Source organism: Yoonia sp. D2-7, from assembly GCF_055809435.1.
Genome location: NZ_CM147912.1, coordinates 180,740 through 197,860, shown reverse-complemented (window position 1 = coordinate 197,860; position 17,121 = coordinate 180,740). Strand labels below are relative to the sequence as shown.

At 54.0% G+C, this 17,121-nt stretch carries 12 protein-coding genes and 1 pseudogene; 3 read left to right on the top strand and 10 right to left on the bottom strand.

Going from position 1 to position 17,121, the window contains the following annotated elements:
* Positions 1-50: 50 nt before the first annotated feature.
* The 6 genes from AC0L7R_RS00860 to AC0L7R_RS00835 all read right to left on the bottom strand — a co-directional run bounded on the left by AC0L7R_RS00860 (position 51) and on the right by AC0L7R_RS00835 (position 7,272).
* Positions 51-737 (bottom strand): aspartate racemase/maleate isomerase family protein, encoded by a 687-nt coding sequence (locus AC0L7R_RS00860; protein WP_473658343.1) that lies wholly within the window; start codon positions 735-737, stop codon positions 51-53.
* Positions 737-1,894 (bottom strand): M24 family metallopeptidase, encoded by a 1,158-nt coding sequence (locus tag AC0L7R_RS00855; protein WP_473658342.1) that lies wholly within the window; start codon positions 1,892-1,894, stop codon positions 737-739. The genes AC0L7R_RS00860 and AC0L7R_RS00855 overlap by 1 nt, the downstream gene beginning before the upstream one ends.
* Complete coding sequence (locus AC0L7R_RS00850; RefSeq protein ID WP_473658341.1) at positions 1,891-2,922, bottom strand: pyridoxal-phosphate dependent enzyme; 1,032 nt, start codon at positions 2,920-2,922, stop codon at positions 1,891-1,893. Before AC0L7R_RS00850 ends, AC0L7R_RS00855 begins: the two co-directional genes overlap by 4 nt.
* Before the next feature lie 209 nt (positions 2,923-3,131).
* Complete coding sequence (locus tag AC0L7R_RS00845) at positions 3,132-3,287, bottom strand: hypothetical protein (RefSeq protein WP_348108319.1); 156 nt, start codon at positions 3,285-3,287, stop codon at positions 3,132-3,134.
* 363 nt (positions 3,288-3,650) lie between these two features.
* On the bottom strand, positions 3,651-5,009 hold the full coding sequence (locus tag AC0L7R_RS00840; protein WP_473658339.1) for a polysaccharide biosynthesis/export family protein: 1,359 nt from the start codon (positions 5,007-5,009) through the stop codon (positions 3,651-3,653).
* Between the two features lie 112 nt (positions 5,010-5,121).
* Positions 5,122-7,272 carry a polysaccharide biosynthesis tyrosine autokinase gene (locus tag AC0L7R_RS00835; RefSeq protein WP_473658338.1) on the bottom strand — a complete coding sequence of 717 codons (2,151 nt, stop codon included), beginning with the start codon at positions 7,270-7,272 and terminating at the stop codon, positions 5,122-5,124.
* A 238-nt stretch (positions 7,273-7,510) separates the two neighbouring features.
* Here AC0L7R_RS00835 and AC0L7R_RS00830 point away from each other — a divergent pair, with 238 nt between their 5' ends.
* Complete coding sequence (locus tag AC0L7R_RS00830) at positions 7,511-7,801, top strand: hypothetical protein (protein WP_247128024.1); 291 nt, start codon at positions 7,511-7,513, stop codon at positions 7,799-7,801.
* Positions 7,802-8,002: 201 nt separating this feature from the next.
* Positions 8,003-8,485 carry a hypothetical protein gene (locus AC0L7R_RS00825; protein ID WP_473658337.1) on the top strand — a complete coding sequence of 161 codons (483 nt, stop codon included), beginning with the start codon at positions 8,003-8,005 and terminating at the stop codon, positions 8,483-8,485.
* 8 nt (positions 8,486-8,493) lie between these two features.
* Here AC0L7R_RS00825 and AC0L7R_RS00820 read toward each other — a convergent pair whose 3' ends face one another.
* Together AC0L7R_RS00820 and AC0L7R_RS00815 are read right to left on the bottom strand one after the other, a co-directional pair.
* Entirely contained in the window at positions 8,494-9,177 is a 684-nt protein-coding gene (locus AC0L7R_RS00820) for a sugar transferase (protein ID WP_473658336.1), read from the bottom strand.
* 465 nt (positions 9,178-9,642) lie between these two features.
* A complete protein-coding gene (locus AC0L7R_RS00815) occupies positions 9,643-11,163 on the bottom strand; it encodes a trimethylamine methyltransferase family protein (RefSeq protein WP_473658335.1) in 1,521 nt (506 codons plus the stop codon).
* Between the two features lie 180 nt (positions 11,164-11,343).
* On the opposite strand from AC0L7R_RS00815, the gene AC0L7R_RS00810 reads away from it, so the two are divergent.
* Positions 11,344-13,764: an FAD-dependent oxidoreductase gene (locus tag AC0L7R_RS00810; RefSeq protein WP_473658334.1), complete on the top strand. Its 2,421-nt coding sequence runs from the start codon at positions 11,344-11,346 to the stop codon at positions 13,762-13,764.
* On the opposite strand, the pseudogene AC0L7R_RS00805 reads toward AC0L7R_RS00810, so the two are convergent.
* Both AC0L7R_RS00805 and kynU read right to left on the bottom strand, forming a co-directional pair.
* Positions 13,754-15,921: pseudogene (locus AC0L7R_RS00805) on the bottom strand (thiamine pyrophosphate-dependent enzyme). The gene AC0L7R_RS00810 and the pseudogene AC0L7R_RS00805 overlap by 11 nt on opposite strands.
* Positions 15,922-17,109: a kynureninase gene (kynU, locus tag AC0L7R_RS00800; protein ID WP_473658333.1), complete on the bottom strand. Its 1,188-nt coding sequence runs from the start codon at positions 17,107-17,109 to the stop codon at positions 15,922-15,924.
* Between the last annotated feature and the right edge of the window lie 12 nt (positions 17,110-17,121).

Sequence of the window (17,121 nt, the reverse complement as noted above, 5' to 3'; positions counted from 1 at the left end):
ATACCGCCTGCGACCACCAAAAAGAGTCTAAACAAGCGAAAGATCGACTGTTAGGCGATCAACGCCATCAAGTGATCGGCAAGTACCTGATTGCTCGACATGACCGGTTTTCCGATCTCTGCAGAAATAGGACCGATCACATCAAGCGTCCGTAGGTTTGTGCAAGACAAGAATATGGCATCAAAATTGCCCTGTAACCCGACAGCCGCCGCATAAATATCGGCCGGGTCAATCCGAACAACGTTTCGTTCCTCCGGTTCATCAAAACTGGCAAAGCTGGTGACCGTGATCCCATTTGCCGCCAACACCTGTCGCAGTTTCGCCGACACTTCAGCGACATAGGGACTAATCAGGCCGATACGCGTGATACTTTGGCCGTGGCATGCCGCGATCAACGCAGAAACCGGTTCGGTCACTGCAGACGTTTGCGCACCCGCGCGGACGAGTTTTGCGATCTTGGCAGGGCCGATCTCCGCCGTTCCTGATGTGCACCCGTACCCAATCGCATCAAACGTCAAACCCGGTGGAAAGAGCGCGGTTGCGGACGTCAATACTTGTGCCATGCCTGCTAATGTATCGGATGAAACTGTCGTGCCCGATGGCACGCGCGAGACATAGACGTCGACATCAGCTGGCAACAATCGCCGCATATCATTTTCCAAGGTCTCGTCGGTTTGCAAAACCGCTAACCCGATGCACTTCCGACCAGTTTCGACCAATTTGTACGGTAATGCCATTACAACACTCTCATCTGGTTCGGTCGGAAATCGGACAGAAACCGCGCTGCGCCATCTGTGATCACGATGTTCTCTTCATGGACCATCATCTTGTCGTTCTGCATCACGATCCCGGGTTCAAGTGTCAGCACCATTCCCGGTACAAGCACCGTTTCATCCGCGGCTATAATCGATGGCCATTCCGTCAGCTGCATCCCCAAACCATGCCCCAGACGCCCAGCGCCAAGGCCTGTTTTTCCAGGATTGACCATATCATTCATGGCGTGAAAAAGGTCTGCCATCGTTGCCCCTGGACGGGCCGAACTGGCACCCGCTTGTATCGCTTCCATCAAACGATCATGCGCGTTCCTAACATCGGCATTCGGCGCCCCGATCGCAAAATTCCGATCAAAGTCACAGAAATAGCCATCCCAAACCATGCCAGTATCCAGCATCAGAACATCACCGTCTGCCAAGGGCGTATCAGACGCCGGCGAAATCACGTCGCCATAGCCACCCTGATCCGCAGCGCCCGCTAGATACGGCACCCAATCGGCCCCTTCATGCAGACACAAGGCTTGGAATTCGCGAAAGACTTTTGACAGCGGCACTCCTGTTTTCGCAATTTCGTGCACCCGATCAAAGGCGCGTTCTGCGATCCGGCATGCCGTCTCGATCTTCGCTATCTCGGCATCCGACTTGACCATCCGCAAATTGCGTACAATTGCGCTGTCCCCGACAAGGACGCGATCAAGCAGTCTCTGTTCAAGGGCCTTCAGCGCGGCCAAAGGCATACGCACGTGTGTTTCCATCTGATCTGGCAATGCAATCAGACCGCCAGGTGGAGCGCATTCTGCTAGTGTATCAACAAGCAGACCAATACCATCATCATCGTAATCGGGCGCACGCCACGTTCGGATATCCGTGATCCACGTTTGCGCCATCAAATGCGCACCAATGGCTGGAATGACAGCGATCGGCGCCCCCTTAGACGGTATCACCACAAACCACGGCCGCGTGGGGCTTTCCCAAAACCGTGTCAGGAATCCGGTAAAATACCGCACATCCGGCTCTGTCGTGAGCAGAAGCGCATCAATACTGTCTTGCGCCATAAGGTTTTGGGCCGCCGCGACCCGTCGTTGAAATTCAGCAGGTTTAAAACCGCGCGGCGGCGTCATGTTGCCTCTTCGCTGAGAATGCATAGGACATGAGACGAAGGCGTCAGTCCAAGCTCCGCTCGATGACCGGACGTGGCGAGCAACCCGGCAATCCCCGCAGCGCCGGATGGCGTTGATGGCAGGCCCAAGGTTGCTGCGACATCCGCTCCCTTTTGCCCTTCATCCTCTGAAATCAAAGCAAAGAAATCCGCATCCCTTGCAAGCCCCTTCAGGGCGATCAAAGACGGTTCCTTACAGTCCAACCGCCCCATGTTAGACACTGGTCCGGTCGTAGTCTGCGCTGATCCTGCAGCGATTGACGCATGAATGGCAGGTGCTGCGTTCGGTTCGACAACAACGATTTTGGGCGACGCACCCCACACTTTGCGGGCATATGTCGCGCAGGCAACCGCTAGTCCGCCAACACCGGCTTGCAAAAAGATATGCGACGGTGGCGCATCCATTTGATCAACGGCTTCGGCCATGAGGGTCAGGTACCCTTCCATCAACCGATGCGGACGGTCCATATATCCCGCCCACGAACTATCCGACAAAAGGGTCCATCCCTTTTCCATCGCTGCAGCCTGCGCACCGGCCATGCTGTCTTCGTAAATGTCGCCGTGGCGCACAACCGTCGCCCCCATTGCGGCTAGGCGGTCTGCGAAAGCCTGTGGGACTGATTGCGACAGGTACACGACCGCCTTTGCGCCAAATGCAGCAGCACCTGCAGCCACGGACAGACCGTGGTTGCCAGCGCTCGCCGTGACGTATGTTTGCCCCTTTGCTGCGCCCGCTTCTGCGTCACAGGCAATAACGTAGGCAGCGCCCAGCGCCTTGAAGCTGCCCAAGCCCATGCGTGCCCGTTCGTCTTTAACTGACACATGTGCGACGCCAGCCATCACCGCCAATTCGGGCACCGAAACCAATGGCGTTACCGCAGAGGCAGGGCATCGTTGTAGCAACGCCATCGGACGGTCCGCGTCGCTGCTGGGCCAAGGCACATCTTCAAGACCAGAAAGAGGGATGTGGGGGTTCGCCAGTATATCCATACCCATTTGGTAGCATAAGACTGGCGCGAACCTGTTCCGTTTTCGCCTTTCCCAAGTCTTTCGACGACGGAAACGTGCGCTATCATCCATTTGAATGTCAGCCCCCGTGCCATTGCTGCGGAAAACAACGGAAGAGCACGGGGCGCGTTTTCACGCGGGCAGGTACCGGGATTGCGTAGGGTTTTGATCTTCAAGCAAAGCGTAAGAGACTAGTAATCCGTCTCTTCATCTCGACGTTTCAAATGAGTCAAAAGGGAAAACAATGCGTCAGTACTTTTGTCGCGTGTTTCCTGATCAAAGTTTTGCGATGGCCCTTCTTCGGTCTGCTGTTCTTTCATGCGGTTCGATTGTTGTGATGACGCCATTTGTTCGTCCTTGTAGGATAACTGTCGAATAGGAACTCTTTATTCCCACCACACAAACGCTTGGTTAATCCCGTTTGTTCCCACAATTCATTGGTTTGATTCACCTTTAGCGTGCAAATCGAAGCCCGTTAATACACTTTATGCATGTCGGACAGCGACAGCCCAAGTTTCACGACGTCGTGGTCAGCTATGGTTAACGCGGTCACCCGAAATAAGTGAGCTGACCATTGGTATTTTCGATCAAACCAGTTTTGAGATGCCCACTTAAGAGATTTTAGTCACTACAAAATAGCCCCACACGGCTCCCATAGGTGGAATGTTTACATTCACCCATACCGAGCACGCACTTCACAAAATGAGCTACTAGTTGGTGACCTGCGTCCCAATGCTAATGATCTGCGGAATGATCTGCGACAACGCACGATCCCAACGTGTGACAGGCTGTTGCGCGACAAAGATCGTATCGTCAGGGCGCAATTCAAACTGCGCGGCCAATGTAAAGTTGGCAGCATTGCGCAGGTCAAGATTCCACGCTGTCACAGCGCCCAATTCCCGCGGATGGGTGGACCCGCGCAGGACATATACTTGACTCACGTCGCCTGTCGATGACGCGATCCCACCATTTTCAAACAGTGCATCGGAAAGGCTCGCACGGCTTTCATACGGCAATGGGAACCGGGATTGCTGACCCACTTCACCGGCCAGATAGACATAGTCGCGGTTGTCCGCACCCAGATCGATCCGTGTTTGGAAATTCTGACGCGCTTCGGTCAAATCTGCACGACGCAGGCCGATTTCAAGCTGTAGTTCCTGCAACGCTGACTGCCGATTGCTTTGACGCACGTTGGCGATGGTAAGCTGCTGTTCGAAATACTGCTGGGCGCGATCCAGTTCAAATTCGGAATCAACGAACAATACATCACCATCTTGCAGACGGGTCCGTGTAAGTTGGCTATTCGCGTAAAGCTGTGCGAGCGGGATTTGATACAGACCACCGTCGCGGTACAGGCGGACAGAGGCAAAATCAATGTCGCTGACTGCGATCCCACCAGCGCGCGCCAATGCTTCGTCCAAATACAGCGGGACGAGCGTCACAGGGACAACCGTAGGGTTCGATACGGAACCGCCGATTGAAACACGCTGCGAATTAAACTCTGCGATCTCAAGGCTGAAATTCGGATCGACCTGATTACGCACCAATTCTTGGAACAACCGCGCTTCGGCGTCTTCAATACTTCGCCCAGCCAAATCAATCCGACCAATGTTCGGGATGTTGATCGTGCCGTCGTCTTGCACAGTGTAACCCTGACGCGAGTTTTGTGCGGCCAGCAAGCCGGACAATTCGGCAACGGTGTCACCGGTCGGCGTTGGCGTAGACAGCAAAACAACGTCGCCCACACCAATCTGGTAAGGTTGCGCTGGCGCATCCGGCGGCAAACGCAAGGTCAAGGATTGTGGGGCAATTTCAGGCTGCAATGGTGCATCAGGCAAAGCACCTGCGCCGCGAATTGCACCGCCTGACCCAGCGGTTTGCGAAAAGATCGCAGGCAGCGCCGCAGGTGTGTACGGTGACCGATTGGCTTGAACGACTGTTTCGGCAGTGACCGGCACAACGCGCACGTTCGTGCCTTGGCCAGCGCCCGCAATCACGTCAGGTGTCCGATAAACAGAGTCGCAGGCCGCTAAAGCCAACGCAATCACAGCCATTCCTATCAGACGCACCCGCGTACTCCTCATCTTATCGTTCGGACACGTATCAGCGTCGCAATCTGCGCGAACATATACCGTTTCAGTGCTTGTGATCCAGTCACAAGACGGTCTCGTTCGCATATAGTTAGTTGGAATAGTACTGCGCACCGTATCCAGCGTATGCGCCGTAACTACCGCCATAACCGTATTTCTTCATACCGGCCGCATCGACCTGACTTAGGATCAAGCCTGTCACTTTTTGGTTCGCATTCTGAATCAAGCGCAAGGATTCGTCGACTTGCGGCCGCGATGTACTGTCCCATTTCACTGAGAAAAGCGTCGCATCAGCGACCTGTGCGATAATCCGTGAATCGGGAACGATCAGAACGGGCGGCGTATCAATGATGATGATGTCATAATTGTCCCGTTGTTCCGCAATAAAGTCTTTAAAGCGGCGAGACGAGAAAACATCAGCCGCGTTCGCGCTGGTCTTTTCCCCGAATATGACGTCGAAGCCCTTGTCTTCGAAATGCTCCACGACTTCGGATACCGCTTTGTCACCAGACAGGACCGAAACGATACCGTGGGTCGGTTTCGCATCGAAGTATTGATTCAACGTGCGGCGGCGGATATCCCCTTCAATCAAAAGAACTTTTTGTCCCATTGAAGACAGGTTTTGCGCCAACGCCAAAGAATTTGTTGTCTTACCTTCACCCGGGATGGACGACGTCGAAACGATCACTTTTGGCGGGTTATCAAGATCAGACAACATGATTGAGGTACGCAAATCACGGACGGCTTCGGCAGCCGCAGAAGCCGGTTTCGAGATCAGGTAGTCCAGAACTTTCATCCGCCGACGGGCTGGGATTGTCGGGATTTGTCCCACGACGGTGACGCCAGTGTGTTTTTCCAAATCACTTGCGGTTTGGAACCCATTCCGACGGCTTGCCCGCAGCAAGACAACACCAACGCCCAACATAATTCCAAGGATGCCGGACAGCGCAACGATCCGCGACTTTTTAGGTTCGGACGGATTGCGCGGAATGACCGCATCCGAAAGAATCCGGCTATCCGCTTGCTGAATACCTTGTTGGGCAGACGTTTCTTTCAACCGTGACAGGAAATATTCGTAAAGCAGACGGGTCGCTTCCGCTTCTCGGGTTAATTGCTGAAGCGCGATCAAATCACGGCTTTGCGTCGCGATCCGCGCTTCCAATTCTTGTTCCGCGTTATCCAACGCCGTGACCTGCAATTCAGCGCTTTCGACGTTCTGTTCCGCGCGCAAAAGCAGCGATGCAAAACGGACATCAAACGCTGCAACGCTGCGTGGGTCGGACGCCACAGTATCGGACAGCCGACGCAGTTGCGGGTCATTCGAAACGGCGACTTTTTCTTCGATGCTCGTCGCGGATTCGAATGCCTCCAATGCGACTTCAAATTCGCTCAATGTTTCGCGGGCATCAGCCGAACGTTGGCGTAAGTCATTGAGTTCTAATTCAGAATCTTTAATGATCTCAAGAGACACCAGATCGGTGCCAGCGTTGAATTCTGCAATAGCACCTTCCGCATCCTCAAGTTCAATCTTCAATTCGGAAACGCGATTACTCAGCCAAGCGGTAGCTTGCTCCATCGCTTCGAATTTCACATTGACCTGATTGATGATGTACAATTCTACAATTGTATCGGCAATTTTCGCGGCCTTAATAGCACTTTCGGATTCCGCAGTAATTCGAAACACAAGAGAACCGTTCACGTTCTGCACAGACGTCTTGCCAAGCAGAATATCAACCGCTGAATCGAGGGCGCGCTGGTTTGCAACATCGACAGGAACAACTTCGGGTTCAGCGCCCGACAAATCAGCGCCCGTAACAGATCCAATGGCTCCTTTTACGGACTCGATCGCAGTGGATTTCCATTGATCAATCTTGGTCTCAGGTCGCAACGACGCATTAAATTCCGGATCATTCGTCAAATCCATACGATTGACGACCAATTCCATAAGGCTGCGCGCGCGCAGAACTTCAATTTCAGATTTAACTTCCGTTGAATCGCCCGACGCACCGCTTACCACGCTCTGCAAATCAAGCACAGGTGACTGTTGATTCGTTTCCAGAATTACAACAGCTGTGGACCTATAAATCGGAGTTGATGCAAAATACGCGACGTATACGCCAATACCAGCAGCAATAACGAAAAATAGCGCGATGATCCACTTACCTAGCCAAACCGTCCGTAGCAGCGCAAACAAATCAATTGTGTCGTCATCGACATCTTCAACAAAACGCTTTTGATCCAATGACTTATCCGCTTCTCAGTTCGGCTAGGCGGCAGCAATATCAACTGGCCACACATATTTCTTCTATCTCGGCAAACTATGCCAATTTCCCCGCAAAAACTACGGGGAACTTCGTGGGTGCTGAAACACCTGCAATTCCCCGTGTCCTAATCGGCATTTTCCATAAAAACAAGCACTCTAAGGCTTTGAATCGCGTTTGTAACATGGTATGCGATACTAGGAAAATCTGGAGAACCCAATGAACACTAAAGTTATCATCTCTGCCGCACTTTTGGCTTTGACGTCAGCACCTGCTTTTGCTCAGACCACAGAAGCTCCGCAAATTGACTGCGCAGTAGCTGCGAACGCTGGCTTGGACATCTGCACTGTAGCGCTGAACAACACTGCTGCTCCTGTGACCGGCTTCACACCACTTGCTGGTGCGGCTCTCGGCGCAGCCGGCCCGCTCGCACTTGGCCTTGGCGCAATCATTGCAATCGGCGCGATCGCCGGTGGCGGTGACAGCGGCGGTACAAGCGGCACAAACTAAATTCGATACGAATTTAGACTAGTTTTTTTGAAGGGCCGCAGTTTCGACTGCGGCCCTTCTTGATTCAAAAAACGTAAATGTCCTATTAAATGCCAACTACTTAGCCAGCACTCAGAAACAGCTGATTAAGACTGATATGATCAATTCGTCCCCGGTGAAACGTTCGACCAAGCCAAGGTCGTTCATATCGAGGAGTGATCAATGCAACACCTTTACAATGCCAAGGCGCGGGTCTTTGACATACTGAAATTCGCGTTCGCGGCCATCTTCGTGGGATCGACCGCATCAGCGCAACTGCAATCAACGCCCGTGACCGGCAACTATGTCGAGATTTCCAATGACCGCGGCGGCTTGCTACTTGATCGCATTGCTGAATTGCAGCAATTGCGCCGAACCGGGCAAAGCGTGAGGATCACGGGCAACATCTGCTATTCAACCTGCACCATGTTTCTGAGCTTACCGCAAACTTGCGTTTCACCATCAACGACATTTGGCTTTCACGGACCCAGCTCCTACGGACGCCCGCTTGAACCGGCGCTTTTCGAAGAAGCATCAAAAGTCATGGCAGAGCACTACCCAGCAGTTCTCAAAGACTGGTATATGAAGACGGGACGTTACGAAATTGTCGATGTCTATCGCTTTCGCGGGTCAGACATCATCAAGATGGGGATTCAATCCTGCTAGGCGGCCGGTTACGCACCGCCACGGCGCAGAACGGTTTGCATCGTCCGCCACACAATCCAAGCTTCCAAACCAAGCGATCTATTCTGGATGTAGTGGAGGTCAGCGGCAACTTTGTTGCGCGTACCCTCTGTGCTTTCGACATAACCGACTTCAGTCTGGGCATACCCGCTAATGCCCGGACGAACAGCATGGCGTTCTTTATAGCCGGGGATCGTCTCAGCGTATTCAATCGCATGATCGATAAAGTCGGGACGTGGTCCAACCAAACTCATGTCGCCGTTGAGGACGTTGATAATTTGCGGGACCTCGTCCAAACGGGACTTACGAAGAAAGTTGCCAAGCTTCGTGATCCGGTGCGTTTCAAGCGGGTCGTTTGCGCCGCGCTCGATCACAGGTGCACAGGTCATGCTGCGGAACTTAATAGCGCGGAACGGTACGCAGTCCTTGCCCATACGTGTTTGGACATAAAACAATGGGCCCTTGTTTTTGAACGGATTCAGAACCAACAGTGCAACCACTGATAGAAGCATCACTGGTGCCAGTAGAACGCACATTACGATGTCAAAGGCACGTTTCGTTGTCGTGTAAACAAAACCCGGGTCAACAGTGCGCGAACGGCATGGTGTTAATGCTGCGGACGCATTGGAGGCACGTGGAGTAACTGCAAACTCTTCGACTGGTTGATGCTTCACAGTGTCCCCCGGGAACTGAACTAGTAGTACGTAAAAATTTCTATTTCTCTTATAGACTACGTTTGGGTATTAACGAAGCGTAACAAATTTAGCAAATGGTGGTTGTGCATACCCCTTAAGCATATGGCAATATTGCAAAAACTACCATTCCAACCCTTAAGTGTCGTTAACCATGCTAAATGTTTTTGAAACCAATTTGTAATCGCTCTTAAGTAGAATTGATTGATCTGGTTTCTAAAAATTCGCGAAACGACACCGACAAAGACCGATTTCCTAAATCTTTAAGGGACTATTCTATAATAAAAAAACCGGTTCCGCGGTGAATTTTTGAAAGATGAACTCAAACCCAGAACCACAATTCTGCATCGCAGCATCAATTGTCAATCAGATGACAAAGCGAAAATGATTCGACAAAAAATCTGCGATCCATAACGTCAAATTTTTCGGCGTATCGGCGACTTATCGCTAATGGTCCAGAATATGGAACTGTTCTCGGATAGCCTGATCTTGGTCAGTCGTCAGATATGAAGGGCCATCTTCGCCCAAAACGTGCTTTGCCCGCGCATTGGCCCTGTCCCATGCAGACTCAGCGCCAGCATCTGCCCAAACTTGCGGCTGGGCGCGGTCAGCGAACTTTGGGTAATGATAGTCACGTTCCATCGCTTGATACGTATGATCCGTCCCAAGGAAATGCCCGTCACCCAAGATAGCGCCGCAAATCGCGTTGAACCCCAGATTATCTTCGGTCACCTCAACACCGCGCAGCGCCCGATATGTCATCGCGTGCATTTCGTCATCCAGAATGAACGCTTCGAAACTTGCGCCCAACAACGCGGCGGTCATACCAGAGCTTTCGTAAATCAGATTCCCACCAGCCAGCGCCGCCGCCAATGACGTCATGCCTTTTTCAACCCCGTATTGCGCATCGATCCCTTTCGCATCCGTCATCGATGCCGCCACACCGGACGGGAGCCCCAACCAATTCGATAACTGGGCAGAGGCCGCGTTCAATAACGTCGTTTCCCCGCCACCGCCCGCAAAGGCCCCGCTGCGCAGATCAATCACCAACGGCCAATTCGAAAACACCATCGGATATCCCGGCGCAATAACGTTCACCATAACAAGGCTCGCAAGCGTTTCGGCTAAGGACTGCGCAAGGAAACCCGCCATCGTAGCCGGTGCCGTCGCCCCTGCTTGCGCGGCCGTGATACACGACATCGGAATGTTATGTTCGATACACTTATAAATGACATCCACAGCATCATCACCAAATCGCATCGGCGAGATAACCGGTGAGATATGGCACTTCACAAACGGTCGCTTGGCAAAGGCCCCTTCGCCGCCTGCCGCGATATCGAACATGCGCACGATGGGATCGACATGTTCCGCTATCGTGAACGCAGTCGCCGTCGGTTTCGTCGTATTGCGCAGCAATGCGTATGCCGTGTTAACGTCCAAATCGAAATTGTCGGGGACGTCCGTCGCGATACAACACCGCGTGAACCATGCGACGTTATCAAGCTGATCCTGCAGACGCGTGAAATCATGTAAGTCGCGTAGCGTCGACGGCCGGTAAAGCCCCGTGTCCAGATCCAGCGTATTCACCGCCGCGCCACCGGTACCGAAATACACCTTGTCACCGCCAACCTCGATTGATCGATCCGGATCACGACCATGCAGCATGAACTTTTTAGCAGCCTTTGCGATACAGTCTTCTACCAATGCCTTTGGGAAAACAACACGCCCATCGTCGCGGGATTGTGCGCCTGCACCTATTAGGTCGGCACGCAACCGATCGGGCACCTCGCCCATTCCAAGCTCTGCCAAAAGCCGCAGCGCTGTATCGTAAATCTGACGCAAATCAGTCTCGGACAACGGACGATACTGGCCTCCCCGCTGCCCGGGAGGTGCCGGATTCACCGTCGGCGGCGCTGCGCGTTTCGCAAGCCTTGCATTACGTCCTGACCGCCGCGGTTTGTCTGACATCATCGTTCCTTTGCTGCCTGACAAAAACTGAAATGCCTCAGCGACGATAAAGCAAAACCTTTCTCTCGTTTTCCGGATTCCTTGACGCCCCGTTCGACAAAAATAGAACGCTGAAAATTCCATTTGACCACTGCCTATGTTTCGCTGTCATTGGGTTTAAACACACAAGGGAACTGTCACATGAAGTCGCAAACAAAGGTTGTCGTTATTGGCGGTGGTATCGCAGGGTGCTCAACTCTCTATCACCTGACCCAAGAAGGCTGGTCCGATGTTGTCTTGGTCGAACGCAATGAACTGACATCCGGCACGACGTGGCATTCCGCAGCACAGGTCACAAATTTTGGTGGCAATCAGACCATGGTTGGCCTGAAGACCCATTCGATTAATCTTTATAAAGAACTGCGCGACGATGCCGACTATCCGGTACAATACAACCACGGTGACGGCGGTATCCGCTTGGCAAATACAGAGGCGCAGATGGACGGATACCGTCACTTTGCGTCTATGGCGCGTGGTATGGGCGTTGAATTCGAAATCCTCGATGCAGAGGAATGCGCGCGCCGCCATCCACTGATTTCAACTGACAACTTGCTTGGTGGTCTGTGGGATGCCAACGACGGTGACATTGATCCGGCATCGCTTTGCCAAGCGCTTGCGCGGCGCGCCCGCAAAGCGGGGGCCGAGGTGTATCGCAACACTCCTGTGACTGGCCTGACGCAGCACAAAGATGATAGCTGGACGGTCCACACCGAACACGGCGATATCGACTGTGAAATCGTGGTGAACGCATGTGGTTACCGCGTGAACGAGGTCGGCGCGATGATGGGCGTTGAACATCCTGTTACGTCGATGGAACACCAGTACTTTGTCACCGAAGACATCCCTGCGATTGTCGAATCCGACAAACGTATGCCGCTGCTGCGTTGCCCGATCAGCGATTACTACAGCCGTCAGGAAAAGAACGGTCTCTTGATCGGCTTCTACGAACAGGGCTGTAAAACCTGGGGCATGGACGGCATCGATCCGCATTTTGTGAATGCGCTTTGCCCCGATGACCTCGACCGCATCACCGACGTTCTGGAAGGCGCGTTTGAACGGATGCCCGCCCTGATGGAAGTCGGCATCAAGAATGTCGTGAACGGCCCGATCACCTACACCATCGACGGCGCACCGCTTGTGGGACCGATCCCCGGCAAGCGCAACGCGTTCTGCTGTATCGGTCTGCGTGCGGGTCTTGGTGAAGGCGGTGGTCACGGCTGGCTGCTGGCCCAACAGATCGTCCATGGCGAAGCGGTTTATGACACATGGTGCATCGATCCGCGTCGTTTCGGCGAACACACGAACGTCGAACTGACCGCGTTGAAGGCCATCGAAGATTACCAAAACGAATTTCGCTTCCATTTCCCCAACGAACACCGTCCCGCGGGGCGCAACGCCAAAACTACGCCTTTGACACCGGTCATGGCGGCTGAAGGCGCGGAATTTACCATCGTAAACGGCTGGGAACGCGTGGATTACATCAAGCCATCAGCGGACTTCCACCACACCCACACCTTCAAGTTCGACGAAAGCTTCGATGCCGTCGGCGAAGAAGTCAAAGCGGTGCAAACCGACGTCGGCATCTGCGAAGTCAACGGGTTCAACCGGTTCGAATTGACAGGTGCAGACGCAAGCAATTTCCTGAACCGGATGTCATGTAGCACCGTGCCACGCAAACCGGGCCGTATGGGTCTGATCTATCTGCTCAACCACCACGGCAACGTCAAAGCGGAAGCCACAATCGCGAACATTCCTGCGTCAGATCGTGGACCTGACCGGGTTTGGTACGGTTCAGCCGCCGCGTCAGAATTGCACGACATGGATTGGTTGCAGCAGCACATTCGCGATGACGAGGACGTGCAGATCAAATCCCTGACGAACGATCAAACCATCCTGATCATTGCTGGTCCAAAGGCCCGCGATGTTCTGTCGTCGGTCAGCCGTGGCGATTGGTCAAACGAAGCGTTCAAATTCCTCGCCGTGCGCGAAGCCTACATCGGGATTGCGCCAGCGACCGTGATGCGGGTCAGTTTCTCTGGCGAAACCGCATACGAATTGCACATCCCGAATGCGTCTCTTTACGGTGCGTATTTGACGCTTCGTGAAGCGGGCAAGGCTCATGGCATGAAAATTTTCGGTGCAAAAGCGGTCGATTCCATGCGGACGGAAATGGGTTACCTGCATTGGAAAGCCGATATTCTGACCGAATTCGATCCGTTCGAGACGAACCTGAACCGTTTTATCAAAATGGACAAAGAAGACTTCGTCGGCAAAGCCGCGCTGGAAAAGAAGGGCGACCCGAAACACCTGCTCGTCTCCATGGCGCTTGATAGCACAGATGCGGCTGCTCATGGCGGGTCTTCGGTCATGATCGACGGCAAAGTCGTAGGCACCGTCACATCAGGTGACTGGGGTTACCGGACCGGCCTGAACATCGCATACGCCTTTGTAGAGACTGCGTATGCCGCAGAAGGCACCGCAGTCGAGGTCGATGTTCTTGGTAAAATGGTACCCGCCAAGGTCATCCCGGCAGGTCCATATCAGGCGCAATCTAGCCGTTAAGAACCGCCGCCACGATGCTGTCCTTCGATGGCATCGTGGCCGCATAGGCAGGCCCCGTCGCGATAAAGCTCTCATCGGCAGCAAGCAGTTTCACGGGCAAATCGGTCTGCTCAGTCAACAGCGTCACGACGCCTTCGCCAACGTTGCCCGATTTCCTACATTCATCGATCACCAGCACGCGCTCCGCACCTGCAACCGCTGCGATCAAATCAGTCTCTGGCAAAGGCGAAATCCACCGTAGATCAATGATCCGCGTGGCAATTCCCTTGTCCGCTAAATCAGCCGCAGCCTGCTGGCTGAGGTAATGACCGTTTCCGTAGGTCACAATCGCGACAGGCCCGTCACCCGTCACACCAACGCAGCCCAGCGCAATGGTTTCATCCACCGCTGGATAGGTCTGCATCCAGCCTTTGTCGTCTTTTTCGTGCAGATCACGCATCGGATACAGCGCAATAGGCTCTACAAACACCACAACGCGCTGTTCTTCACGTGCAAGCCGCACGCATTCGCGCAGCATCTTGACGGCATCGTCACCACGGCTTGGCACCGCGACGACCACACCCGGAATATCACGCAGCACAGCCAGTGAATTGTCGTTATGGAAATGCCCGCCAAATCCCTTCTGATACCCTAACCCCGCGATCCGCACGACCATCGGGTTCGTGAACTGACCGTTGGAAAAGAACGACAGCGTCGCGGCCTCGCCCCTGATTTGGTCCTCGGCGTTGTGCAGATACGCCAAGAACTGGATTTCCGGCATCGGTGTGAACCCGTTATGCGCCATGCCAATCGCCAAGCCGAGGATGGATTGCTCATCCAGCAACGTGTCGATCATCCGGTCGCGCCCGAACCGCGCAGACAGCTTTTGCGTGACGCCGTAAACGCCACCCTTTGCGCCGATATCTTCGCCCATCATCGCAATGTCGCCATGCGCAAGCATCAGATCGGTCAACGCCCAATTCAGCAGTTTCGACATCGGCTGCGGTTGGGTCATCTGTTTCAAATCAGACCCGAACACGGCGCTTCTGGCGTCTGTCGACGGACCGTTGGTCGCGGGAAGATCACGCTTTGGCGGCACGATGCTGTCCATGACTTGGGCGGCGTTCTGCAAACGCGGTCGGGTGATCACCTCTGCCGCGACGCACGCGCAATCGTCTTCGGTATGCGTGTAAATCGCGGCAACCTCATCCGCCGTTGCAGCCCCCGACGCGATCAACAGACGTGCGGAATGCAATAAGGGATCGTCGCCTTCCCAACTTTCAAAGACGGTCTTGGGCAAATAGCTTTGCTGCATGTCTGAACCCGCATGACCATAGAGCCTAACAAGGGACAAATGCATGAAAGCCGGTTTTTTGCGGGTACGAACGTAGGCCGCTGCCTCTGCCGCGACACGATAGGTTTCGAACAGATCAAGACCACTGGCGTGAAAGTACTTCAGCCCGGTTTTTGCGCAAAATTCGCATGGACCCAGCCCTGCGGCGTGCGGGTAGAAATCCCGATGCCATTGTCTTCGCACACGAACAAAAGCGGCAGGGGCACCGATTGATAGGACGTCCAGCAGGCCGTGTTAATCGCCCCTTGCGCGGTGGAATGATTTGATGACGCATCACCAAACGAACACATCACCAAGCCATCGTCTGGGATTGATTGTTGCACTGGCGTATGCCGCTGACACATTCCGACCGAATAGGCGGCACCAACTGCCTTCGGCAAATGGCTGGCGATGGTCGATGTCTGCGGCGGAATATTCATGTCCCGCGATCCCAGCACCTTATGCCGGCCGCCCGAAATTGGATCATCCGTCGATGTCGCAAAGCTGAGCAACATGTCGCGGGTCGCATCGACGCCGACCTGGGCGGACCGACGTGTCTGGAACGCACCATCTCGGTAATGCAGAAACGCCATGTCATCTGGACGCAAGGCAGACGCGACTGCAGCCATCCCTTCATGGCCGGATGATCCGATTGTATAGAACCCTTCGCCCGCCGCCTGCATTTTGCGAGACCTGCGATCAAGATTGCGGCTTAGGCACTGTGCCTCAAAAATCGCAAGCGCTTCTGCATTGGACAAGGGGCCTTCGGGGGCCGCACCGTCCGGAAAATCACCTGACGCGAGACGCGCCATAAATGCGTCATGCACAATATCCGCGCGATCCATTTATGTCACCCGACTGGTTTGTTTGAACTTGGGGTCATCCCACAGCCGATAGGTCATCACATCGGCAATAACATCTACGGCGCCGGTCACATCGTCCGCGTCAATGTAAAGTGGCGTAAACCCGAAACGCATAATATTAGGCGCACGGAAATCACCGATGACGCCCTGCGCAATCACCGCCTGCATCGCGGCATAACCATGTTCAAACGCAAACGACACCTGACTGCCGCGTAACGTCCCATCCCGTGGGCTGACCAGCGTCAGGTCAGGGCAACGCGCCTCAATCTCTTCAATGAACTGATCACACAATGCGATGGATGCCGCCCGCACATCATCCATATCGACACTGTCCCAAACCGCCAAAGCAGTCTCTAACGCGGTCATTTGCAGCACAGGTGGCGTTCCGACACGCATACGTTCAATCCCGATTGCGGGACGATAATCAGGTTCAAACGCGAATGGCGCGTCGTGGCCGAGCCAACCTGAAAGGGCTGGAGAGATGTCACCAACGATATCAGGACGCGCATAGATAAACGCGGGCGCACCCGGTCCACCGTTGAGATATTTGTAGGTACAGCCAACGGCGAATTCGCAGCCACATGCTGTGACATCAACTGGCAAAGCCCCTGCACTATGCGCCAGATCCCACAGCATCACGGCACCCACATCATGCGCCTTGGCCGTCATGGACGCCATGTCGTGCAAACGCCCTGTACGGTAATCCACCTGCGTGATCATCGCGACGGCAACGTCATCGGTTAGCGCGTCCATCACATCTTCAGGTTCCACGATCCGCAGTTCGTGCCCCTTACCAAGATGCGCAATCAGGCCTTGCGCCATATACAAATCGGATGGGAAATTTCCACTGTCGGACAAGATCACCTTGCGATCCGGACGCATTTCAAGCGCAGCTGACAGCGCCTGATAGACCTTTACTGACAGGGTGTCGCCCATCGTAACGGATGCTTCCGGTGCACCGATCAAACGACCGACCATGTTCCCGACACGCATCGGTTGTCCCATCCAGTCATCGACGTTCCATGCCTTGATTAGATGTTGGCCCCATTCATCAATCACGGCAGCCTGCAGCCGCGCGTTCACCGCTTTTGGCAAAGGGCCAAGAGAATTCCCATCAAGATAGATTATGCCCTCAGGCAAGACGAATTGATCTTTCAGCGGCAGGGTCATGATACGCGTCCT

What these genes read in the sequence shown, in the direction of transcription:
- AC0L7R_RS00860 (WP_473658343.1), bottom strand. Translation starts at nt 737, where the DNA reads ATGGCATTACCGTACAAATTGGTCGAAACTGGTCGGAAGTGCATCGGG.
- AC0L7R_RS00855 (WP_473658342.1), bottom strand. Translation starts at nt 1,894, where the DNA reads ATGACGCCGCCGCGCGGTTTTAAACCTGCTGAATTTCAACGACGGGTC.
- AC0L7R_RS00850 (WP_473658341.1), bottom strand. Translation starts at nt 2,922, where the DNA reads ATGGATATACTGGCGAACCCCCACATCCCTCTTTCTGGTCTTGAAGAT.
- AC0L7R_RS00845 (WP_348108319.1), bottom strand. Translation starts at nt 3,287, where the DNA reads ATGGCGTCATCACAACAATCGAACCGCATGAAAGAACAGCAGACCGAA.
- AC0L7R_RS00830 (WP_247128024.1), top strand. Translation starts at nt 7,511, where the DNA reads ATGAACACTAAAGTTATCATCTCTGCCGCACTTTTGGCTTTGACGTCA.
- AC0L7R_RS00825 (WP_473658337.1), top strand. Translation starts at nt 8,003, where the DNA reads ATGCAACACCTTTACAATGCCAAGGCGCGGGTCTTTGACATACTGAAA.
- AC0L7R_RS00815 (WP_473658335.1), bottom strand. Translation starts at nt 11,163, where the DNA reads ATGTCAGACAAACCGCGGCGGTCAGGACGTAATGCAAGGCTTGCGAAA.
- AC0L7R_RS00810 (WP_473658334.1), top strand. Translation starts at nt 11,344, where the DNA reads ATGAAGTCGCAAACAAAGGTTGTCGTTATTGGCGGTGGTATCGCAGGG.
- kynU (WP_473658333.1), bottom strand. Translation starts at nt 17,109, where the DNA reads ATGACCCTGCCGCTGAAAGATCAATTCGTCTTGCCTGAGGGCATAATC.